We start from the raw sequence: 22,131 nt of genomic DNA on the forward strand, positions 1-22,131 counted from the left end.
GTTCGGCGACCTCGGCGGCGCGGGGGTGCCGAGGTCACGTGCACGCGGCGCCCGGTACGCGCGGTCCGGGTGCCTCGTGTCAGGGATCACACTCGCTGGCCGCGGCCTCGGCGGTCTCAATATGAGACGTTCACCGATTCGCCCCTCCCTAGGGTGGAGTTCCCTAGGGTGGTCGCGGCGGGGGTGGCGGACCGACGCCCCCGTCACCCGCGCGGACCCGACTCCTCGAGCCAGAGGGAGGCCACGGGCATGGCGGTGTCGGACGACCTGAGCCCACCTCGACGCCCGCGCGGCCGGCCGGCCGGCGAACCCGACGCCGGCGGGACGGCGGACGTCGCCCGTGCCCGGAGCTCGTTCCTCGACCGGGAGGCCGTCGTCCCCGGCGTGGTCCGGGAGCCGATCCTCGCCTCGTGGACCCGCTCGCGCGCCTGGCAGGTCCGCCCCGACCGGCTGGAGCTGCCCTTCGAGCTGGACCTGCGCGAGCAGAGCCTGCTCACCCGGGCCGCGGGGCCGGTGCTGGGCGACGTCGCGGACCTGCTGGCGGCCGAGCCGGTGAGCATCATCCTGTGCGACGCCGACGGCGTGGTGCGCAGCCGGCTGACCGGTGACTCCGGCCTCGAGCAGCACCTGGACCGGATCTGGCTGGCGCCGGGGTTCAGCTACGCCGAGCGGTTCGTGGGCACCAACGGCATCGGCACCGCGCTGGAGGCCCGCGGCCCGGCGCACGTGTTCGGCGCCGAGCACTACGTGGAGCGGCTGGAGGAGCTGGCCTGCGCCGGCGTGCCGGTGCGGCACCCGGTGTCGGGCAAGGTGCTCGGGGTCATCGACCTCACCTGCTGGCGGCGCGACGCCGGCCCGCTGCTGGTCGCCACGGCCGGCACCCTGGGCCGGCGGATCGAGCAGGCGCTGCTCGCCGAGGCGGGCCGGCGCGAGCTCGCCGTCCTCAACGACTACCTGGTCGCCTGCCGGCGCAGCCGCGGCCCGGTGCTGGCCGTGGGCGAGGACCTGCTGATGATGAACGACCGCGCCCGGGAGATGCTGGACCCCGCCGAGCGGGAGGCCCTGCTGGCCGAGGCGGGCGAGGCCATGGCCGGCGGGCGGTGGCGGCCGCTCGTCGTCGACCTGCCCGGCGGCCGGTCGGCCCGCGTGCACTGCCGGCCCACGCTGGGCGACGGCGGTGTCGTCGGCGGCGTCCTGGACGTCGTGCTGGTCGACGCCGCCCCGCGCGCCGACCGGCCGCCGGTGCGGGCCCGCCGGCCCGCCACCGGCCGGGTGGTCGCCGGCTCCAGCGCCGTGTGGTCGCGCTGCGTGCAGGCGGTGGAGCGCGCGGTGGAGGCCGGGGAGTGGCTGGTCCTGGAGGGCGAGCCGGGGTCGGGCCGCCGCAGCCTCGCCCGCGCCGCGCACGCCGGCCGCCCCGGCCCCCTCGCCGTGGTCGAGCCCGACCCCTCGGGGGCGCGCTGGCTCGCCGAGGTCGCCGAGGAGCTGGCGTCCGGGGCCGGGACGGTGGTGCTGGCCGACGTCGACCGGCTGCCGCGCGCGGTCCTGGAGGAGCTGCCCGACGTGCTCGAACCGTACGGCGACGCGGCCGACCCGCACCGGCCGTGGGTCGCGGTGACCGTGGCCGGCACGGGCCAGGAGCTGCTGGACGCCGCGGCGCTGCTGCCCCACTTCCCGCGCACCGTCGCGGTCCCGCCGCTGCGCCACCACGTGGAGGACGTCGCCGAGCTGGTGCCGCACCTGCTGGCCCGGCTCGCGCAGGGGACGCCGCCCACCTGCTCGCCGGAGGTCCTGCGGGTGTTCACGCACAACCGCTGGCCGGGCAACGTCGCCCAGCTGGTCGACGTCCTGCGCAAGGTCCTCGCCCGCCGGCGGGCCGGGGTGATCGAGCCGGCCGACCTGCCGCCGGAGTGCCGGACGCAGACGCGGCGGGTGCTGACGCCGCTGGAGAACCTGGAGTGCGACGCCATCGTCGAGGCGCTGCTGGACAGCCGGGGCAGCAAGGTCGAGGCGGCGCGGCGGCTGTCGATGTCCCGCGCGACGATCTACCGCAAGATCCGCGACTACGGGATCTCGGTGCCGGTGCCCGCCTCGTCGGGGACGGGGCGGTGAGCGGCATGGCGCGACTGCCGGTGGTCCCGACCGCGTGCCGCACGCTCGTCGTGGCGGTCTACCTCGTCGCGCTGGCGGTGGCCGGGGAGCCGGCCGGCGCCGCCGTCTGGCTCGGCCTGGCGCTGGCCGCGGTGTGGGCGGCGCCCGTGGCGGCCGCGGCCAGGACGGGCCGGCGCCTGCGGCTGCTCCCCCGCCCCGCCGTCGCCGGGGAGGACCCCGGCCCGCCGGAGCCGCCCGACCCGCTCCGGTGACCGCGGCGGCTGTGCCCACGGTCACCGGCCGTACAGGGCGACGATCCCGCGGCGAGCGGGTAGTGTGCGGGACCAGCGAAGGGGAGTAGCCCCCAATGTCGCGGTCGACACACTGACCGAGCCGGTTCGTCCGGCCGGTCCGGCCGCGCGGCCCCGCTCCGGCGAGGCGGGCGAGACCTTCGACCCAGGCAGCATGCTGCCGGGTCGAGGTCTCGCACCCCGCCCCGGCCGGACCAGAGAGGCCCTACCGTCCTGTGGACGCCGTCTTCGTCAGCACCCTCGTCTCCTTCGGCGTCATCTTCGTGGCCGAGCTGGGCGACAAGTCCCAGCTCATGGCCCTGACCTTCGCGACCCGCTTCCGCGTCTGGCCGGTCCTCATCGGGATCACGGTCGCCACCGCGGTGGTCCACCTGGTGTCGGTCGGCATCGGCTACGGCCTCGGCACGACGCTGCCCACCGGCTGGATCAACCTCGCCGCCGCCGTCGCCTTCGTCGCCTTCGGCGTCTGGACGCTGCACGGGGACACGCTGACCGAGGAGGAGCAGCTCAAGGCCAGCCGCGCGGTGCGGTCGGCCGTCATCGCCGTCGGCACCGCGTTCTTCCTCGCCGAGCTGGGCGACAAGACGATGCTCGCCACGATCACCCTGGCCACCGACTACGGCTGGTTCGGCACCTGGGTCGGCTCGACGCTGGGCATGGTCGCCGCCGACGCGCTGGCCATCGTCGTCGGCCGGGCGCTGGGCAAGCGGCTGCCGGAGAAGGCCATCGCCTACGGCGCCGCGGCCCTCTTCTTCGTGTTCGGCATCGCCCTGGCGATCGAGGCGGTCGCCGAGCTCACCTGACCCCGCCGGGCCGTCAGCCCGCCCCCGTCTCGGCCGGCTCGAGCACCAGGCCGGCGGCCGGCGCCTCGACCGGGCGGCGCGCGACCGGCCGGGCGACGAGCAGCGGGGCCAGCCACAGCGCGACCAGCGCCAGGGCGAGCCCGGCGGCCGCGCCGGCGGACGTGCCGGCGGCGGCCAGCGGGACGAGGAACGCGAGGACGACGACGGTCCGGCACACGATGGCCGGCGACAGGGCGGGCATGGCACCTCCTGCGGGGGAGCGACTCGGGACGTGTCCTGGTGTGCCCGCGGCACGGGGCCGCTCGGGCCATCCTGTGGCCCCGGGGGGCCAGCCGGAAAGAGGGCGACGCCCGCCGCCGGGCCCCGGTACGGTCCGCGGCATGCCGTTCCGTTGACACCGGTCCCGCACCCGGCCGGCCCCGCTGCCGGCCGCCGCCCGGCCCCTGGCGCGCCTCGCCGTCGGCTGGACCGCCCTGGCCGGGCTCGTGCCGTACTACCCGCTGTACGCGCTGCTGTTCCTCGACACGGGGCTGACGCAGGCGCAGGTCTCCGGGCTGTTCGCGCTGTGGTCGGTCACCGCCTTCCTGGCCGAGGTGCCCGCCGGGGTGCTGGCCGACCGCTGGTCGCGGCGCGGCGCGCTGGTGCTCTCCGGCGTGCTGGAGGCCGTGGCGTTCGCCCTGTGGACGGCGGTGCCCACCCCCGCGTCGTTCGCCGCCGGCTTCGTCGTCTGGGGGGTCGCCGGCGCGCTGGTCTCCGGCACCGCGGAGGCCGTGGTCTACGACGGCCTGGCCGCGCGCGGGGCGGAGGGGGCGTTCGCCCGCGTGCACGGCTGGACGACGGCGGCCGAGCTGCTGGTCCAGGTGCCGACGACGGTCCTGGCCACCGTGCTGTTCGCGGCCGGCGGCTACGCGCTGGTCGGCTGGGCCAGCGTGGCCGTCTGCCTGGCCGCCGCGGCGCTGGCGCTGCGCTTCCCGTCCGCGCCGCCGGTGGCCGACGGGGACGGCGACGGCGCGGGCGTGCCGCTGCGCCGCGCGGTGGGCGAGGCGCTGCGCCGGCCCGGGCTGCGGCTGGTCGTCGTCGCCGTCGCGGTGCTCGGCGGCCTGGACGCGGTCGAGGAGTACCTGCCGGTCATGGCCGGGGACTGGGGCGTGCCCGAGCCGGCGGTCCCGGCCGCGGTGCTGGCGGTGTCGATGGCGGGAGCGCTGGGCGCGGGCCTCGGCGGGCGCGCCGCCCGGCTGCCCAGCGCCGCGCTGCCCGCGCTGCTGGCCGCGGCGGCCGCGCTGCTGGCGGGGGCCGCGCTCTGGGCGTCGCCCGCGGCGATCACGCTGCTCGCGGCGTCCTACGGGCTCTACCTCGCCGTGCTGGTGGTCGGCGAGACGCGGCTGCAGGAGCGGATCACCGGCCGCTACCGGGCGACGCTGACCTCGCTGGCAGGGGTGGGCCTGGAGCTGGCGGCGCTGGTGGTGTTCGCGGCCTGGGCGGTCGGCGGCGCGCTCGCGGTCGCCGCGGTGATGCTGGCCGCCGTCCCGCTGGTCGGCCGGGGGATGAGGTCGAGGCAGGTGCCGTGACCGGCGGCGGGCCCGGAGGGTCGCGACGACACCGCGGTCCTCCCGGACCGCACCGCGGCCAGGTGCCGTCCCCGACCCGGGCCGGGCCGCTGATGTCGCACCCGGCGGGGACCCTCCGGGCCCGCCACCGGGCACGACCGCCCTAGCGGGCGGCCGTCCTCCGGGCGATGCGGGCGGCGAAGACGCCGGCCGCGTGGCCGTTGTCGATGTTGCTCACCACCACGCCCGGGGTGGCGGAGTTGAGCATGGTGAGCAGCGCGCCGAAGCCGCCGAACGAGCCGGGCTGCCCCGTCGAGGTCGGCACCGCGACGACCGGGACGTCGGTGGTCGCCGCCACCAGCCCGGCCAGGGAGGCGTCGAGCCCGGCCACGACGACGAGGCAGTCGGCGTCGGCGAGCACCGCCGGGTCGGGCAGGCCGCGGTACATCCGGGAGCCGCCGACGTCGGCGACGCGGACGACGTCGGTGCCGGTGACCCGCGCGGCGAACGCGGCCTCGGCGGCCACCGCGGCGTCGCCGCCGCCGGCGGAGAGGACGACGACCCGGCCACGCGGCTCCGGCAGCGGGCCGACCGCGGCCGACATCGCGGCGGCGTCCACGGTGGTGGCCCCGTCGTGCTCGCCGGCCAGCGCCACGAGCGTCTCGGCCGCGGCCCGGACGACGACCGCCGGCCGGTCGGGGTGCTCCCCGCGCGCCTCGCGGACCAGCGCCAGCACCTGCTCGGTGCTGCGCCCGGAGGCCCACACCACGTCGGGCTCGGGGCCGCGCTCGGGGACCGGCGCGGGCACCGGCGGCGCCGGCTGGTCCGGGCGCGGGGCGCTCAGCGGGACGTCGGCGGCCGTGGGCTCGAGCAGCAGCGGCGCGAAGCCGCCGGAGACCGCCGCGGCGGGGGCTGCGGGCGGCTCGGCCGGGGCGGGCTCGGCCGGCGCGGGGTCGGCCGGCGCGTCCAGCGGGCCGCCGGTCCGCTGGGTGACCGCCGACAGCCGGACGACGCGGTCGCGGCCGGAGCGCTTGGCGTCGTAGAGCACCCCGTCGGCGGCAGCGAACAGGGTGCGCCGGTCGTCGCCGCGGGTCGCCGAGGCGATGCCCACGCTGATCGTCACCGGGCGCCGCAGCCCGAGCGCCGTCCAGTCGTGCGCGGCGACCGCCCGGCGGATCCGCTCCAGCGCCCGCTCGGCCTGTTCGGCGGTGGTCTCGGGCAGCAGGACGACGAACTCGTCCCCGGCCCAGCGGCACACCTCGTCGGTGTCGCGGCAGCCCTCGATGAGCAGGTCGCCGACGACGCGCAGCACGGCGTCGCCGCCGGGGTGCCCGATCGCGTCGTTGATCGACTTGAAGTGGTCGACGTCGACGACGGCCAGCGCGGGCGTGGTCCCGGCGCTGAGCAGCCCGTCGAGGCGGGCCTCGGCGTAGCGGCGGTTGGGCAGGTGGGTCAGCGGGTCCTCGTAGGCCTGCCGGCGCAGCTGCCCGGCGGCGCGCTCGGTCTCCAGCAGGCTCTTGCGCCGGCCGAACAGCTCCACCCAGCGGGTGCGCCGCTCGTCGACCCGGTCGAGCTCGTCGGCGAGGTAGGCCTGCAGGTAGGGCAGCGCCCGGCCGGCGTCGTCGAGCTCGGCGTGCAGCGTGCACAGCTCGCGCAGCGCCGCGCGGCGCAGCCGGGGCAGCCCGTGCTCGGTGGCGAGCGCCAGCGCCCGGGCCAGCTGCTCGTCGGCGCCGCGGCCGTCGCCCTGTCGGCGCAGCGCGCGGCCCAGCGCGAGGAGCGCGGCGGCCAGCAGCGCCCGGTCGCCGGTGGCGCTGGTGATCCGGACGGCGGCGCGCAGCGGCCCGGCCGCGGCGGCGTGCTCGCCGAGCCCGACCAGCGCCCAGCCGTGCACGATCTGCGCGGCCACGACCGCCTCGCCGGCCTCCGGCGGCAGCAGCGCCAGCGCCTCCTCGGCCAGCCGGCGGGCCTCGGCGAAGTGCGGCCCGGCGGAGTCGGGCACGCCGTCGTCGAGCAGCCCCTCGCCCAGCTCCGCGCTCAGCTCACCGAGCCGGGTCGCGGCGCGGGCGACCAGCACCTCGCCGCCCCCGCCGTCGGCCGGGTCGGGCGCCTCCGGCGCGGCCGCGGCGGCCAGCGCGGTCTCGTGTGCGCGGCGCTGGTAGTCCAGCGCCAGCGGCATGAGCTCCAGGTCGGCCAGCACGCCGGCCAGGGTGGCGAGCGTGTCGACGAGCAGCGGGGAGGGCGGCAGCGCGGGGTCCAGCAGGCTGGCGGCCTCGACGGCCTCGTCCATCGCCGCGTCGATCCGGCGCGAGAGCAGCTCGATCCGCGCGTGGCGGGCCAGACCGGCGGCCCGCTGCAGGTCGTCGTCGCTGGCCTCGAAGGCGGCCTTCGCCGAGCGGACCAGCGCGATCGCCAGCGCGGCGCGAGCGGCCGGCTCGGCCTGCGCGTCGCCGTCGCCGGCCGGGCGGTCGAGCAGGCCGGCCACCCCGGCGTGCAGGTCCAGCGGGGCGACCGGCGGCTCGCCGGGCAGCGGCTCGACGGGGTCGCCGACGAGGGTGAAGCCGGCCATGCGCAGCCGGCGGACGAGCAGCTCGGCGCGGAGGGTGTCCGCCCAGGCGCGGCCGAGAGCGGCGTCGGCGTCGGCCGCGGGGACGGTGGGCGCGGCGTAGGGGGAGGGGTCGCCCCCGACGTCGGCGAGCAGCTCCTCGGCGTCGTCGAGCCGCCAGTCGGAGAGGGCAGCGGTCACCCGGTGGTGCAGGGCTCCCGGTGGCACGAGCGCACTGTGCACCGCGTCGTCCGGGCTGTCACGCACCGGCCGGGGGGCGCGCCGGGCGGTGGGCGGGGCGTCGTCCGTTTCGTCACAGGCGCCCCAGCGGGGGGAGGTGGTCATGCGTTCTCACCGCCGGGCGCCCGCACCCGGTTGCGGCCGCCCCGCTTGGCGCTGAACAGGTGCAGGTCGGCCGTGTCGAACAGGGAGCGCCAGCCCGACGGCACCGCCGCCTGCTCCGGGTCGGGCGGGGCGGTGGCGACGCCGATGCTCACCGTCACCGGCTCGGGCAGCTGCAGGTCGCCCCAGTCGGCGTCGGCGACGGCGGCCCGCAGCCGCTCCATCGCCAGCAGCGCCTGGCTCTCGGTGGCCTCGGGCAGCACGACGAGGAACTCGTCGCCGGCCCACCGGTACACCTCGTCGCCGGTGCGGCAGTGCTCGCGCAGCAGGTCGGCCACCCGCCGCAGCACCTCGTCGCCGTGCGAGTGCGAGGTGTCGTCGTTGACCTCCTTGAACCGGTCGACGTCGACGACGGCCAGCGACAGCGGCGCCTGGCCCAGCGGCATGCTGCCCAGCCGTCGCTCGGCGCTGCGCCGGTTGCCCAGGCCGGTGAGCGGGTCCTGCAGGGCGTAGGTGCGCAGGACGGCGGCCTGCCGCTCGGCCTCGCGCAGCCGGCTGCGCCGGACGAACATCTCCGCCCACAGCTCCCGGCTGCGGGCGTGCGCGCGACCGGCCTCGCCGCGGTAGGCCTCCAGCCAGTGCAGCGCCTCGGCTGGCCGGCCCTGGGCGGCGGTGGCCTGGCCGAGCTCGAGCAGGCACTGGCGGTAGCGGCGCCGGTCGCCGGTCGCGGCGAAGGCCCCGGCGGCGTCGACCAGCAGGTCGGTGGCCTCCTCGGCGTGGCCGCCGCCGGCGCGGTCGGCGGACAGGCGGGCCAGCAGCCGGGCGAGCACCAGGTCGGTGTAGCCGCGCAGCCAGACGCCGCCGTCGCGGTGCACCCGCCGGTGCGCCCGGCGCAGCGGGCCCAGCGCGCCCTCGCGGTCGCCGGCGCAGGCCATGGCCCACGCCTGGACGACGTCGAGCAGGTCGGCGTCGGCCGGGTCGGCCTCCCACTCCAGGGCGCGGGCCTCGGTGGCGCAGGCGATCGCGACCTCGGCCAGCTCGGCGGCGCGCTCGTCCTCGCCGCGCCGGCACTGGGTCTGCGCCAGCTCCACGTGCTGCTGGGCGCACAGCCGCAGCAGCTGCCACCGGTCGCCGAGGTCGGGCAGGCCGGCCGCGACCCGCGAGCCCTGCAGCGCCTGGTCCACCGCGAGCTGCTCGAGGTCCAGGGCGCCGAGGGTCAGCGACAGCCACAGGTGGGCCTGGTGCCGCGCCCGGCCCGCGCCCCCGCCGGAGGCCTCGGCCAGCAGGCTGGCGTCGACGGCCAGCAGCATCGCGGCGTCCACGTGGTCGGCGGTGGCCTCGACGTGGGCCAGGTAGGCGAGGGTGAGCGCCGTCCGGGCCGAGGGGGCGCAGCCGCCCAGCGCCGTCCGGGCCGCGCCCGTGGCCGCGGTGGCCGCGTCGACGTCGGCGTCGATCAGCGCCCGGCGGGCGTCGAACGCGTGCCGCCAGGCCACCCAGGCCGGGTCGGTCGCGGCGGCGAGCAGGTCGGCGGCGTCGTCGTGCTCCCGGGCGAACGCGAGGGGGTCGACCCGGTCACCGGCGGCCAGGAGACGCCACAGCGCAGCATCCAGATCACCCTCCGTGACGCGGATGGTGCCGGGTGTCACGCATCCCTCCACTCGGTGCGCTGGCGGGCCGGCCGCAGCGGCCGGTGGCGCGGCGGTTCCCCCGGGGTGACGTCCCGTCCACCCCGCCCGCACTACCCTCGTCGGGTGTCCGCGCCCGGCAGCACGCAGCCCACCAGCACCTTCCCGACGAGGTACGCCTACCTCGGCCCCGAGGGTACCTTCGCCGAGGCGGCGCTGAGCAGGGCCGTCGGGGACGACGCCCCCCGCTCGCCGCGGCCCACCGTGGCCGCCGCGCTGGCCGCCGTCCGGGCCGGCGAGGTGGACGCCGCGCTGGTGCCGTTCGAGAACAGCATCGAGGGCTCGGTGCCGGCCACGATGGACGGCCTGGCCGACGGCGACCCGCTGCTGATCACCCGCGAGGTCTTCCTCGAGCCGACGTTCGTGCTGGCCGGCCGCCCGGGGACCACCCTGGACGACGTCCGCTCGGTGGCCAGCCACCCGCACGCGCTGGCGCAGACCGCCCGCTGGCTCGGCACCCACCTGCCGGGCCTGGCCCCGCAGCCGGAGACCTCGACGGCCGGCTCGGCGGAGGCGGTCGCCGCGGGCCGGTACGACGCCGCCGTCTGCGCGCCGATCGCCGCCGCGCGGTACGGGCTGGTGCCGATCGCCGAGGACATCGCCGACCACCGCGGCGCGGTCACCCGCTTCGTCGTGGTCGCCCCGCCCGGGCCGCTGCCCGCGCCCACCGGCAACGACAAGACCTCGCTGGTGGCCGTCGTCGCCGACCGCACCGGGGCGCTGCTGGAGGTGCTGCGCGAGTTCGCCGTCCGGGGGATCAGCCTGACCCGCATCGAGTCCCGCCCCACCCGCTCGCGGCGCTGGGTCTACTCCTTCTCCCTGGACTGCGAGGGGCACGTCGCCGAGGCCCGGGTGGGGGAGGCGCTGGCCGCGCTGCACCGGGTCTGCGAGGACGTCCGCTTCCTGGGCTCCTACCCGCGCGCCGACGACCGGGAGAACCGGCCGGTCGCCGAGGAGGCGACGGACGCGGCGTTCACCGACGCGGAGGCCTGGCTGGCCGGGGTCCGCGCCGGCCGGCCCTAGCCGCCCAGGCGGGCCCGCAGGTCGGCGACGACCCGCGCCGTCTCCGGGACGGCGACCCCCCGCCGCTCGGCCACCCGCAGCACCGCGCCGCCGATCGCCTCGAGCTCGGTCGGGTTGCCCGCAGCGGCGTCGCGCTCCATCGACGAGCGGGTGTCCGCCGGCAGGGCCCGCAGCGCGCCGAGGGTGGCCTCCGGGTCGGTGCCGGCGCCGTCCGCGCCGGCGACGGCCGCCACCTCGGCGACCACGGCGGCGAGCTGGTCGGGGCGCCGCTCCCGCACCGCGCCGATCGGGGCGCCCAGCGCCGTCGTGGTCAGCGCCAGCGGCGCCAGGAAGACCAGCTTGGCCCACAGCAGCGCGCGCTCGCCCGGCCGGACGACGACGTCGATCCCGGTCGGCCGCAGCGCCCCGGCCAGGACCTCGGCATCCGGCCCCAGCGCCACCTCGGCCAGCGAGCCGCTGTGCTCGACGACCCCGGGGGCGGTGCGGGCGGCCGAGACGCGGATGCTGCCGGCGACGGTCCGGGCGTCCGGGTAGCGGGCCCGCAGCAGGTCCACGTGCTCCAGCCCGTTGAGCAGCGGCACCAGCAGCGCCCCGCCCAGGACGTCGGCGGGCACCCGGTCCAGCGCCGCCGCCAGCTGCGTGGCCTTGGTGGTGACCAGGCAGACGTCGACGGCCCCGGTCAGCGCCGTGGCCCCGCGCACGGCCGCCGTCCGGTCGCCGAAGCGGGCGCTGACCAGCCGCAGGCCGGCGCGGTCCAGGTGCGCGGCCGTCGCCGGCGGGGCCAGGCACAGCACGTCGGACCCGCCGCCGGCCAGCAGCACGGCCAGCAGGCCGCCGACCCCGCCGGGGCCCAGCACCGCGACGCGCAGCGGCCGCCCGGGAGCCATGCGCCCGACCCTGGCCCGCCGCCGGGCCGGGGGCAAGGCCGCCGCTCAGTGCCGGACGCGCCCCGGCCGGCCGGGCCACCAGACGCGGTCGCCGAGCAGCCGTACGGCGGCCGGCACCACGAGCGTGCGGACGACGAAGGTGTCGATCAGGACGCCCGCGCCGACCAGGAAGCCCAGCTGGATGAGGATCACCAGCGGCAGCACGGTGAGCGCGCCGAACGTGGCCGCCAGGACCAGCCCGGCGCTGGTGATCACCCCGCCGGTGACGGCGAGCGCGCGCAGCACGCCCTCCCGCGTCCCGTGCCGCGCGGACTCCTCCCGGGCCCGGGTCATCAGGAAGATCGTGTAGTCGATGCCGAGGGCGACCAGGAAGACGAACCCGATGAGCAGCACCTGCGGGTCGCTGCCGGGGAAGCCGAGCAGCGGGTCGAACACCAGGGCGCCGAGGCCGAGCGTGGCGGCGGTGCTGAGCACGGTGGTCGCCACCAGCAGCACCGGGGCGACCAGTGCGCGCAGCAGCACCGCCAGCACGACGGTGACCACCAGCAGGACCAGCGGCACGATCACCGCCAGGTCGCGGGCGGCGGTCTCCTGGGTGTCGAGGTCCTGCGCCGTCGGGCCGCCGACCAGCGCGTCCGGGTCGACCGCGCGCACGGCCTCCCGCAGGTCCGCCACGGTCTCCTGCGCCCGCGTGCTGTCGGCGGCGTCGGCGAGCGTGGCGTCGAGCCGGACCAGGCCGTCGACCTCCACCGGGGCGGCCTGCGGGTCGGGCGGGCCGTCCCCGGCCCAGGGGGCGACGGCCGCGACGCCGTCCACCGCGGCGGCGGCGTCGGCGACGGCCGGCCAGTCCCCGGCCGGGGTGACGATGGTCGCCGGCGTGGCCGACCCGGCGTCGTAGTGCCGGGCGAGGGCGACCTGCCCCTCGCCGGACGGCGACCCGCCGCGGACCGCCTCCGACAGCGGGATCCCGTCGGCGTCGAACGCCGGGACGAAGGCCGCCAGCACCACCAGCAGGCCGGCGCTGCCCAGCAGCGCCCGGCCCGGCCGTCGGCCGACCACCTCGGCGATCCGCTCCCAGCCCCGGCCGTGGGCCTGCTCGCTGCCGTACCGGGGCCGGAACGGCCAGAAGGCCGCCCGGCCGAGCAGCGCCAGGACCGCGGGCAGGAGGGTCAGCGCGGCGAGCACGGCCAGCGCGATGCCGACGGCCGAGATCGGACCCAGGGCGCGGTTGCTGCCCAGGTCGGAGAAGAGCAGGCAGGCCACCCCCAGGACGACGGTGGCCCCGGAGGCGGCGATCGGCTCCCACGACTGCCGCAGCGCCGCGCGCATGGCGGTGAACCGGGACTCCTCCCGGCGCAGCTCCTCCCGGTACCGGGCGACCAGCAGCAGGCCGTAGTCGGTCGCCGCGCCGACGACGAGGATCGAGGCGATGCCCTGGCTCTGCCCGTTGACCTCGATCCACCCGCGGTCGGCCAGCAGGTAGGCGACCGCCAGGGTGGCGGTCAGCGCGAGGCCCGCCGTGCCGATGACCAGCAGCGGCAGCAGCGGGCTGCGGTAGACGACCAGCAGGATGAGCAGCACCACGCCGAACGCGGCGAGCAGCAGCAGCCCGTCGATGCCGGAGAACCCCTCGGCGAAGTCGTTGAACAGGGCGCCGGGGCCGGTGACGTAGGCCGTCGTCCCGTCCACCCCGGGCAGGGCGCGCAGGTCCTCGACCACGCCGGCCAGCGCCTCGCCGAGGTCGGGGCTGAACGGGAGGACGGCCTGGACCGCCTCGCCGTCCTCGGACGGCAGGGGCGGGGAGGGTGCGCCGTTGAGCGCGCCGGCCTCGTCGGCCAGCGCGACCGCCTCGTCGACCCGGGCGGTGACCTCGGCGAGGGCGGCGGGGTCGAGCGGGCCGTCGTCGGACTCCCACAGCAGGACGACGGGCAGGGAGCGCTCGGTGTCGAACTCCCGCAGCAGCTCGCTGACCCGCGTCGAGTCGGCGCTGTCGGGGAGGAAGGCGGCGGAGTCGTTGGTCTGGACGTCGCCGAGCCGGCCGCCGAGGGAGCCCAGCGGCGCCGACAGCGCGAGCCAGGCGAGCACGACGAGGGCCGGCAGCAGCCAGCGGGCGGTCCTGCGCGACACGGCGGGTCCCTCGATAGGCGATAATCTCGACGATCGAGAGGTTATCGCGGTGCGGCAGGATCGGCCAACCGGACGGGGGTGCGATGGAGAGCGGGAGCGAGGCCGCGACGGCGGCGCGGCGTGAGGTGGGGCTGCTGCTGCGCCGGCTCAACGTGGAGCTCGACGCGGTCGGCCAGCGCTTCGCGCTGGACCACCGGCTGGGCCGCACCGACGTCCGCGCGCTGGTGGCGGTCATGGACGCCGCCCGCCGCGGGGAGGCGCTCACCGCCGGCGGGCTGGGCGCCGCGGTGGACCTGCGCTCGGCGTCGGTCACCGCCCTGGTCGACCGGCTGGAGCGGGCCGGGCACCTGCGCCGCGTCCGCGACCCGCAGGACCGGCGCCGCGTCGTGCTCGAGATGACCGAGGAGGCGCTGGCCGCCGGCGGGGAGCACTTCGGCGGGCTCGCCGCCGACCTCGTCGAGGCGATGCGCGGCTACACCGACGAGGAGATCGGCGTCGTCGCCCGGTTCCTCACCGACATGACCGAGGTGGTCGCGCGGCACGCGCGCACGGGCGACTCGGGCTGACGCGGCTCAGAGGTAGAGGCCGGTGTTGGCGTCGTCGATGCGCTCGGCGGCGACGGCGTGCACGTCGCGCTCGCGCAGGATGACCAGGTCCTCGCCGTGCACCTCGACCTCGTGCTGGTCCTCGGGGGAGAACAGCACCTGGTCGCCGACCTTCACCTGGCGGACGCTGTTGCCGATGCCGCGGGCCTCGCCCCACACCAGCCGCTTGGCGACCTGGGCTGTGGCCGGGATCAGGATGCCGCCGGTGGAGCGGCGCTCGCCGTCCTCCTTGCGCAGGGAGACCAGCACCCGGTCGTGCAGCATCTTGATCGGCAGCCCACTGCTCTTGACCTCGGCCACGGCGATCACGTTACGCGGGCCCTCCTCCGCGAGATCTGCACACTCGTCACCATCAGCCGCTGATGGTGACGAGTGTGCAGATCTCGTCGAGGGCTACGACCAGCCGAGCTGGTGCAGGCGGTCGTCGTCGATGCCGAAGTGGTGGGCGATCTCGTGGACGACGGTGATCGTGACCTCCTCCACCACGTCGTCCTCGGTCTCGCAGACGTCGCAGATGGCCTCGCGGTAGATCATGATCCGGTCGGGCAGCTCGCCCCCGTACTGCCAGCCGCGCTCGGTCAGCGACACCCCGACGTAGAGGCCGAGCAGGTCGGGCTCCTCGGGGTCGCGGTCCTCCACCAGGACGACGACGTTGTCCAGCAGGCGCATGAGCTCGGCCGGCACCTCGTCGAGCGCGTCGGCGACCAGTTCCTCGAAGCGCTCCTGCGGCAGTGCCCTCACCCGCAGGCCCTCACCAGCTGGTCGGCAGCGGCCGGCCCTCCTCGTAGCCGGCCGCGCTCTGCACCCCCAGGACGGCGCGCTCGTGCAGCTCGTCGACCGTGCGGGCGCCCGCGTAGGTGCAGGACGACCGCACCCCGGCGACGATCTGGTCGATCAGGTCCTCCACGCCGGGGCGGGCGGGGTCGAGGTACATCCGGGAGGAGCTGATGCCCTCCTCGAACAGCCCGGCGCGGGCGCGCTCGAAGCCGCTCTGCGCCGAGGTCCGGGCCTTGACCGCGCGGGCCGAGGCCATGCCGAAGGACTCCTTGTAGAGCCGGCCGTTGCCGTCGTCGTGGATGTCGCCGGCGCTCTCGTAGGTGCCGGCGAACCAGGAGCCGACCATCACGTTGGCCGCGCCCGCGGCCAGGGCCAGCGCGACGTCGCGGGGGTGGCGCACGCCGCCGTCGGCCCACACGTGCTTGCCCAGCTCGCGGGCGGCCGCCGCGCACTCCTCGACCGCGGAGAACTGCGGCCGGCCGACGCCGGTCATCATCCGGGTGGTGCACATGGCGCCCGGCCCGACGCCGACCTTGACGACGTCGGCGCCGGCCTCGATCAGGTCCCGGGTGCCGCCGGCGGTGACCACGTTCCCGGCCACCACGGGCACCGGCCCGGCCACCGACCGGACGGCGCGCACGGCCTCGACCGCCTTCTCCTGGTGGCCGTGCGCGGTGTCGACGACGAGCACGTCCACGCCGGCCGCCAGCAGCGCGCCGGCCTTGCCGGCGACGTCGCCGTTGATGCCGACCGCGGCCGAGGTGAGCAGCTGCCCGTGCTGCCCGACCGCCGGCTGGTACAGCGCCGAGCGCAGCGCGCCCTTGCGGGTGATCACGCCGACCAGCCGGTCGCCCTCGACCACCGGGGCGGCGCTGACCCGCTCGTCGGACAGGACGTCGAAGATCTTCGGCAGGTCGGTGCCGGCCTGGATGGTCAGCGGGTCGCGGGCCATGACCTCCGACAGCTGGGTGAAGCGGTCCACGCCCTGGCAGGCGCCGTCGGTCACCACGCCGACCGGGCTGCCGCCCTCGACGACCACGACGATCCCGTGCGCGCGCTTGGTGAGCAGCGACAGCGCCTCGCCGACGGTCGACGTCGACGCCAGCGTGATCGGGGTGTCGTAGACCGGGTGGCGGGACTTGACCCAGCTGATGACCTCGGAGACCACGTCGACCGGGATGTCCTGCGGGATCACGGCCAGCCCGCCGCGCCGGGCGGTGGTCTCGGCCATCCGCCGGCCGGAGATGGCGGTCATGTTGGCCACCACGACCGGGATCGTCGTCCCCACCCGGTCCGGCGTGGTCAGGTCGACCTCGAGCCGGGAGCCCACGGTGGAGTGGTTGGGCACCATGAACACGTCGGCGTAGGTGAGGTCGTGCGAGGGTCGCTGCAGGAACCGCATGGGTCCATTGTCCCGCACCGCGCCCTCGCCGGATCCGTTCGCGGCGAGGGTGGAGCCGGGCCGGCGACCGTGGAGCCGCGTCGTGCCCCGGATCAGGGGGCGGCGATGCGGGTCTGCCCGGCCCGGGCGGCTCACCCGGACGGTCGTCAACGTGGTTGACCGATCGTCGCGGGCGGAGCATGCTCGACGCACCGATCGTCAACCTGGTTGACCGTGGAGGTCGTCATGCCCGTCGTCCCCGCTCCGCCCGCGCCGACCCACGAGCTGGCCGGCGCCCGCTTCACGTCGCTGGCCACGCCGTCCCGCGGCTCGGCCGAGACGAGTGTCTGGACCGTCGAGCTCGCGCCGGGGGAGGTCGGCGCCCCGCACACGCTCACCCGCGAGGAGGTGTTCGTCGTGCTCGCCGGCCGGGCCGAGGTGTGGCTGGACGGGGAGTCGTCCGCGGCGGGGCCCGGTGACACGATCGTCGTCCCCCCGGGCGTGCCGTTCGCCCTCTCCGCCGCAGGGCGGGACGCCCTGCGCGCGGTGTGCTGCCTGCCCGTCGGCGGGCAGGCGCAGCTGGCCGACGGTGAGCCGTTCACGCCGCCGTGGGCCCGGTGAGCGAGCCGCCGGTCCCGCTCGCGCGGCTGTTCGCCATGGCCTACCGGCTGCTGGTGGACGACCTGCACCGGCGGCTGGCCGACCGCGGGTGGACCGACGTCCGGCCGGCGTTCGGCTTCGTCCTCCTGGCCCTGCGCAGCGGCCCGGTCGACCTGCGGGCCCTCCCCGCCACCCTCGGCACGAGCAAGCAGGCGGTGTCCAAGCTGGTCGACGCGATGGTCGCGGCCGGCTACGCCGAGCGGGCGGCCCACCCCGGCGACGCGCGGGCCAAGCGGGTCGCCCTGTCCCGGCGGGGGCACGCGCTGCTCGCCGAGGTGGAGGAGGTCTGGGCCGAGCTGGAGGGCGGCTGGGCGGAGGCGATCGGCGAGCAGCGGCTGGCCGCGCTGCGCGACGACCTGACCGCCGTCGTGCGCAGCGCCGCCGGCGGCGTGCTGCCCGCCGTCCGGGTGGTCGGCGACTGAGTGCCGGGCCCCGCGCAGCCCGGCACCTACGATCGGCTGGTGATCGACCTGCGACTCGTGCGCGAGCACCCCGACGTCGTCCGTGCCAGCCAGCGCGCCCGGGGGGCCGACGAGTCCCGCGTCGACGACCTGCTCGCCGCCGACGCCACCCGTCGCGAGGCGGTCAAGCGGGCCGACGACCTGCGCGCCGAGCAGAAGTCGGCCTCGCAGGCGGTGAAGAAGGCCACGCCGGAGGAGCGCCCCGCCGTCCTGGAGCGGGCCAAGGCGCTGGCCGCGCAGGTCAAGGAGGCCGAGGAGGCGCAGCGCGCGGCCGACGCCGCCCTGCGCGAGGCGCACCTGCGGATCGCCAACGTGGTGCACGACGACGTCCCGCCCGGCGGGGAGGACGACGCCGTTCTCCTGCGCACCGTCGGCGAGGTGCCCGCCTACGACTTCCCCGTGCGCGACCACCTGGAGATCGGCGAGGCCCTCGGCGCCATCGACATGGAGCGCGGCGCCAAGGTCTCCGGTGCCCGCTTCTACTTCCTCACCGGCCCGGGCGCGCTGCTCGAGTTCGCCCTCGCCCAGCTGGCGATCAGCCGGGCCGTGGCCGCCGGCTTCACCCCGGTCGTGGCCCCGGCGCTGGTCCGCCCCGAGGCCATGGAGGGCACCGGCTTCCTCGGCGAGCACGACGAGGAGGTCTACCGCGTCGAGCGCGACGACCTGTACCTGGTCGGCACCTCCGAGGTCGCGCTCGCCGGCATGCACTCCAACGAGGTGCTGGACCTGTCCGGCGGCCCGCGCCGCTACGCCGGCTGGTCGTCCTGCTTCCGCCGCGAGGCCGGCTCCTACGGCAAGGACACCCGCGGCATCATCCGCGTGCACTGGTTCGACAAGGTCGAGATGTTCAGCTTCTGCCGGCCCGAGGAGGCCGCCGAGGAGCACCGCCGGCTGCTGGCCTGGGAGGAGGAGTTCCTCCAGGCCCTGGAGCTGCCCTACCGGGTGGTCGACATCGCGGCCGGCGACCTGGGCACGTCCGCCGCGCGCAAGTTCGACATCGAGGCCTGGTTCCCCAGCCAGGGCACCTACCGCGAGCTGACCAGCACCTCGGACTGCACCACCTTCCAGGCCCGCCGGCTGGCCATCCGCTACCGGGACGCCGACGGGAAGCCGCAGACCGCGGCCACGCTGAACGGCACCCTGTGCGCGATCGCCCGCACCATCGCCTGCCTGCTGGAGGTGCACCAGCGCGCCGACGGCTCGGTGCACGTGCCCGCGGCGCTGCGGCCCTGGCTCGGCGGCCACGAGGTGCTCACCCCCGGGATGACGCTGGCCGCGCCGGTGCCGGTGCCATGACCTCGGGACCGGCCGGACCCGTGCGGGCGCACGGCGTGCTCGACGGGTACGACGAGGTCGTCGAGCTGGGCGACCTCGGGCCGTGGCGGCCGAAGCTGGTCGCCACCGACCTCGACGGCACCCTGCTCGACGGCGACTCCCTGGTCACGCCCCGCACCCGCGCCGCGCTGGAGGGCTGCTGGGCCGCGGGCGTGCCCGTCGTCGGCGTGACCGGCCGCGGGCCGCGGCTGCTCGACAGCGTCCGGGTCGCACTCGACGGGCGGGGGATCGCCGTCCTCGCCCAGGGCGGGTTCGTCGTCGACCTGGAGCGCGACGAGGTGCTGCGCACCGTCGGCTTGCCCCGCGACCGCGCCCAGGCGGTCATCGAGCGGATCGAGGACGTCGCGGGGGAGCTCGTCGTCGCCGTCGAGGACGCCGCCGAGCAGGGCGAGGTGCACACCCAGCTGCGGGTGCAGCACGGCTTCGAGTGGCCCTATCCCGAGCCCGCGCACCTGCTGCCCCGCCACCAGGTGCTGCCGCCCGGGGCCGTGCTCAAGGTGTTCCTCCGCTCGGCCTCCCTCGGCCAGGACGAGCTGCTGGCCCGCGCCCGCTCGGTGGTGGACCCCCGCGACGCCGAGCTGACCCACGCCGGGTTGGGCTTCATCGAGGTGCTGCCGCCGGGCATCACCAAGGCCACCGGGCTGGCGGTCGCCCTGGAGCGCTACGGCGTCGGCCTGGGCGACGTCCTCGTCTTCGGCGACATGCCCAACGACCTGCCGATGATCACCGCGGTCACCGAGGCCGGCGGCCGCTCCGTCGCCGTCGCCAACGCCCACCCCGCGGTGCGCGCCGCGGCCCAGCACCGGACCAGCGGGCACGACGCCGAGGGCGTCGCCCGGTACCTGGAGGCGCTGTTCGGGACGGGGGCCGCCGGTGTCTGACTGGCGGCCGCGGCTCATCGCCAGCGACATGGACGGCACCCTGCTGCGCGGCGACGACACCGTCAGCCCGGAGACGGTCGCCGAGCTGGAGCGCTGGCGCGCCGGCGGCGTCCCCGTCGTGCTGGCGACCGGCCGGCCGCCGCGCTGGATGGTGCGCATCCGCGAGCAGCTGCGGCACGGCACGGCGGTCTGCTGCAACGGCGCCGTGCTGCTGGACCTGGAGAGCTTCACCATCCTCGACGAGGACGCGCTGCACCCCGACGTCCTGCAGGACGTCACGGCGGAGCTGCGGCGGGTACAGCCCGACACCTGGTTCGCGGTCGAGTACGGGCTGGAGTTCCGGCACGAGCCCGTCTACCAGCCGCGGTGGGACCTCGACGCGCCCGGCGTCGCCGTGGCCACCCTCGACGAGATGGTCGCCGCCCCCGCCGCCAAGCTGCTGGCCCGGCACGAGTCGCTGCCGCGGGACGAGTTCGTCGCGCTGGTCGAGCGGGTCGCCGGCTGCCGGGCCACCGTGACCAACTCCTCCGACGACGCCCTCGCCGAGATCTCCGCCCCCGGCGTCACCAAGGCCAGCGGCCTGGCCAAGGTCGCCGGGCAGCACGGGGTCGACCCGGCCGACGTCGTCGTCTTCGGTGACATGCCCAACGACATCGCCGTCTTCGAGTGGGTGCGGGCCGGCGGCGGCCGGGCGGTCGCGATGGCCCACGCCCACCCCGACCTGCTCGCCGTCGCCACGGACGTCACCGGGACCAACGAGGAGGACGGCGTGGCCGCGTTCCTCGCCGCGCTCTGACCCCACCGGACGGATCCGTCTCGGCTCAAGGCCGGCGGGCGGCTGCCGACACTCCTGCCGTCGGGGCCGCGGAGGAGCCGCGGTCGAGCACAGGTGGGAGTTGCCGGGCATGGATGCCGCGCAGTCGGTCGACACGGGGAGCACGCAGCGGACCGGGGGATGGGGACTGCGCAGCCGGGTGCTCGGCGCGGTCCTGGTCGTCGCCCTGACCACCCTGGGGGTCGGCGTCTTCGGCATCACCCGGATGGCGACCCTCGACGCCAAGGCCGCCGAGGTCCACTCCGACGGCGCGCAGCCGCTCGACGGCCTGCGCCGGCTGCAGGTGGACTGGTGGGAGCTGGCCGCGAACACCGCGCGGGCCAACATCCCCACCCTGCCGCCGGAGAGCATCGCCCGCGCCGGGCAGAACGTCGGGGAGATCGGTGAGCGCCTGACCGCCGACATGGAGGCCGTCGAGGCCATGCCGCTGTCGGCCGAGGCCCGGACGGCGTTCGGCGACTTCCAGGCGGCGGTCGCGATCTACCTGACCACGCTCGCCCAGCTGCAGCAGGGGGCGACCACCCTCGCGCCGGCGCAGCTCGGCCAGCTCGTGCAGACCCTGGACGAGCAGGAGTCGATCATCGAGGAGTCGCTGGTCGTCGCGTCCGACGCGGCCGCCGCGCACGCCGTCGCCGTGACCGAGGAGGCCCGCGACGCCTACACCTCCGCGCGCACCGTGACCGTGGTGATCATCGTCGCCGGCCTGCTGGTGGCGGTCGTGCTGGCGCTGCTGGTGGCCCGCAGCGTGACCCTGCCCGTGCAGCGGATCCGCCAGGTGCTGGCCCAGGTCGCCGGCGGGGACCTGCGGGTGCGCGCCGGGCGGACCGGCGGCGGCGAGCTCGGCGAGGTCGCGCAGTCGCTGGACCACACGCTGGACTCGCTCGGCGCGGTGCTGCACCTGGTCGGCGACTCCGCCCAGCGGCTGGCCGGCGCCTCGGGCAAGCTGAGCGCCGCCTCCGGCGCGATCGCCGACAACGCCCGCACCGCGGCCGGCCAGGCCGACGCCGTCGTGGCCTCCGCCGGGGACGTCGCCTCCAGCGTCGACACCGTCGCGGCCGGCTCGTCGCAGATGGAGTCCGCGATCCGCGAGATCGCCACCAACGCCACCCAGGCGGCGCGGGTCGCCGGGCAGGCGGTGACCGTCGCGGAGACCACCACCCGCACCGTGGGCAAGCTCGGCGACTCCTCGCAGGAGATCGCCACGGTCGTGAAGCTGATCAACGGCATCGCCGAGCAGACCAACCTGCTCGCGCTCAACGCCACCATCGAGGCCGCCCGGGCCGGCGAGGCGGGCAAGGGCTTCGCGGTGGTGGCCAGCGAGGTCAAGGAGCTGGCGCAGGAGACCGCGCGGGCGACCGAGGACATCTCCCGCCGCGTCGAGGCCATCCAGGCCGACACCGCCGGGGCCGTCGAGGCCATCGGCCAGATCAGCTCGGTGATCGGGGAGATCAACGACTTCCAGGCCACGATCGCCGCGGCGGTCGAGGAGCAGACCGCGACCACCAACGAGATGAACCGGAACGTGGCGGAGGCGGCCAACGGCTCGCAGCAGATCGCCGACGCCATCTCCGGGCTCGCCGCCGGCACGCAGGAGACCAACTCCCGCGTCGAGGACGCCCAGCGCGCCGCCGCCGAGCTGGCGCGGATGAGCGACGACCTGCAGCAGGCGATCGCCCGCTTCGCGGTCTAGCCGCACGCGACGACGGCGCCGTCTCCCACGGGGGGAGACGGCGCCGTCGCCGTTCCCGGGGGCCGGCCGGCCGGGATCAGGTGACCTGATCGTGGAGCGTCCTCCCTCACCGTGGACCGGGAGGGAGGACGCTCTGCGGTGAGGGAGGACG

20 protein-coding genes are annotated in these 22,131 nt (G+C 77.0%); 12 read left to right on the top strand and 8 right to left on the bottom strand.

Features of this window, described 5'->3' with window-relative positions; all coding sequences use genetic code 11:
* Positions 1-249: 249 nt before the first annotated feature.
* The 3 genes from ACI79F_RS21985 (at position 250) to ACI79F_RS21995 (ending at position 3,202) form a co-directional block, all read left to right on the top strand.
* On the top strand, positions 250-2,109 hold the full coding sequence (locus ACI79F_RS21985) for a sigma-54-dependent Fis family transcriptional regulator (RefSeq protein WP_456545058.1): 1,860 nt from the start codon (positions 250-252) through the stop codon (positions 2,107-2,109).
* Between the two features lie 5 nt (positions 2,110-2,114).
* Positions 2,115-2,360 carry a hypothetical protein gene (locus tag ACI79F_RS21990; protein ID WP_456545057.1) on the top strand — a complete coding sequence of 82 codons (246 nt, stop codon included), beginning with the start codon at positions 2,115-2,117 and terminating at the stop codon, positions 2,358-2,360.
* A 254-nt stretch (positions 2,361-2,614) separates the two neighbouring features.
* On the top strand, positions 2,615-3,202 hold the full coding sequence (locus tag ACI79F_RS21995; protein WP_456545056.1) for a TMEM165/GDT1 family protein: 588 nt from the start codon (positions 2,615-2,617) through the stop codon (positions 3,200-3,202).
* A 13-nt stretch (positions 3,203-3,215) separates the two neighbouring features.
* On the opposite strand, the gene ACI79F_RS22000 is transcribed toward ACI79F_RS21995, so the two are convergent.
* Complete coding sequence (locus ACI79F_RS22000; protein WP_456545055.1) at positions 3,216-3,443, bottom strand: hypothetical protein; 228 nt, start codon at positions 3,441-3,443, stop codon at positions 3,216-3,218.
* Between the two features lie 232 nt (positions 3,444-3,675).
* On the opposite strand from ACI79F_RS22000, the gene ACI79F_RS22005 reads away from it, so the two are divergent.
* Positions 3,676-4,770, top strand: coding sequence for an MFS transporter (locus ACI79F_RS22005; protein WP_456578947.1), 1,095 nt, complete (start codon positions 3,676-3,678; stop codon positions 4,768-4,770).
* Positions 4,771-4,912: 142 nt separating this feature from the next.
* Here ACI79F_RS22005 and ACI79F_RS22010 read toward each other — a convergent pair whose 3' ends face one another.
* Positions 4,913-7,519, bottom strand: a complete 2,607-nt coding sequence (locus ACI79F_RS22010; protein WP_456545054.1) for a diguanylate cyclase domain-containing protein — start codon at positions 7,517-7,519, stop codon at positions 4,913-4,915.
* 113 nt (positions 7,520-7,632) lie between these two features.
* Positions 7,633-9,279 carry a diguanylate cyclase gene (locus ACI79F_RS22015; protein ID WP_456545053.1) on the bottom strand — a complete coding sequence of 549 codons (1,647 nt, stop codon included), beginning with the start codon at positions 9,277-9,279 and terminating at the stop codon, positions 7,633-7,635.
* 105 nt (positions 9,280-9,384) lie between these two features.
* Here ACI79F_RS22015 and pheA point away from each other — a divergent pair, with 105 nt between their 5' ends.
* Entirely contained in the window at positions 9,385-10,341 is a 957-nt protein-coding gene (gene pheA / locus ACI79F_RS22020; RefSeq protein ID WP_456545052.1) for a prephenate dehydratase, read from the top strand.
* Here pheA and ACI79F_RS22025 read toward each other — a convergent pair.
* Entirely contained in the window at positions 10,338-11,228 is an 891-nt protein-coding gene (locus ACI79F_RS22025; RefSeq protein ID WP_456545051.1) for a ketopantoate reductase family protein, read from the bottom strand. The genes pheA and ACI79F_RS22025 overlap by 4 nt on opposite strands.
* A 45-nt stretch (positions 11,229-11,273) precedes the next feature.
* Positions 11,274-13,355 (bottom strand): MMPL family transporter, encoded by a 2,082-nt coding sequence (locus ACI79F_RS22030; RefSeq protein ID WP_456545050.1) that lies wholly within the window; start codon positions 13,353-13,355, stop codon positions 11,274-11,276.
* 83 nt (positions 13,356-13,438) lie between these two features.
* Here ACI79F_RS22030 and ACI79F_RS22035 point away from each other — a divergent pair, with 83 nt between their 5' ends.
* On the top strand, positions 13,439-13,921 hold the full coding sequence (locus ACI79F_RS22035; RefSeq protein WP_456545049.1) for a MarR family winged helix-turn-helix transcriptional regulator: 483 nt from the start codon (positions 13,439-13,441) through the stop codon (positions 13,919-13,921).
* A 6-nt stretch (positions 13,922-13,927) separates the two neighbouring features.
* Here the strand turns inward: ACI79F_RS22035 and ACI79F_RS22040 are convergent, their stop codons facing one another.
* The 3 genes from ACI79F_RS22040 to ACI79F_RS22050 form a co-directional block, all read right to left on the bottom strand.
* Positions 13,928-14,269, bottom strand: coding sequence for a GroES family chaperonin (locus ACI79F_RS22040; protein ID WP_456578945.1), 342 nt, complete (start codon positions 14,267-14,269; stop codon positions 13,928-13,930).
* An 84-nt stretch (positions 14,270-14,353) separates the two neighbouring features.
* Positions 14,354-14,701 carry a metallopeptidase family protein gene (locus ACI79F_RS22045; RefSeq protein ID WP_456545047.1) on the bottom strand — a complete coding sequence of 116 codons (348 nt, stop codon included), beginning with the start codon at positions 14,699-14,701 and terminating at the stop codon, positions 14,354-14,356.
* Between the two features lie 10 nt (positions 14,702-14,711).
* Positions 14,712-16,139, bottom strand: coding sequence for a GuaB1 family IMP dehydrogenase-related protein (locus tag ACI79F_RS22050; protein WP_456545046.1), 1,428 nt, complete (start codon positions 16,137-16,139; stop codon positions 14,712-14,714).
* A 225-nt stretch (positions 16,140-16,364) separates the two neighbouring features.
* Between ACI79F_RS22050 and ACI79F_RS22055 the strand changes: the two genes are divergently transcribed.
* The 6 genes from ACI79F_RS22055 to ACI79F_RS22080 all read left to right on the top strand — a co-directional run bounded on the left by ACI79F_RS22055 (position 16,365) and on the right by ACI79F_RS22080 (position 21,980).
* Entirely contained in the window at positions 16,365-16,739 is a 375-nt protein-coding gene (locus ACI79F_RS22055) for a cupin domain-containing protein (RefSeq protein WP_456545045.1), read from the top strand.
* Positions 16,736-17,200 (top strand): MarR family winged helix-turn-helix transcriptional regulator, encoded by a 465-nt coding sequence (locus ACI79F_RS22060; RefSeq protein ID WP_456545044.1) that lies wholly within the window; start codon positions 16,736-16,738, stop codon positions 17,198-17,200. The genes ACI79F_RS22055 and ACI79F_RS22060 overlap by 4 nt, the downstream gene beginning before the upstream one ends.
* Positions 17,201-17,239: 39 nt before the next feature.
* Positions 17,240-18,535, top strand: coding sequence for a serine--tRNA ligase (gene serS, locus ACI79F_RS22065; protein ID WP_456545043.1), 1,296 nt, complete (start codon positions 17,240-17,242; stop codon positions 18,533-18,535).
* Complete coding sequence (locus tag ACI79F_RS22070) at positions 18,532-19,455, top strand: HAD family hydrolase (protein WP_456545042.1); 924 nt, start codon at positions 18,532-18,534, stop codon at positions 19,453-19,455. The genes serS and ACI79F_RS22070 overlap by 4 nt, the downstream gene beginning before the upstream one ends.
* Positions 19,448-20,251, top strand: coding sequence for a Cof-type HAD-IIB family hydrolase (locus tag ACI79F_RS22075; protein ID WP_456545041.1), 804 nt, complete (start codon positions 19,448-19,450; stop codon positions 20,249-20,251). The genes ACI79F_RS22070 and ACI79F_RS22075 overlap by 8 nt, the downstream gene beginning before the upstream one ends.
* 109 nt (positions 20,252-20,360) lie before the next feature.
* Entirely contained in the window at positions 20,361-21,980 is a 1,620-nt protein-coding gene (locus ACI79F_RS22080; protein ID WP_456545040.1) for a methyl-accepting chemotaxis protein, read from the top strand.
* The last annotated feature ends 151 nt before the right edge of the window (positions 21,981-22,131 follow it).

The organism is Blastococcus sp. SYSU D00868 (assembly GCF_054050575.1).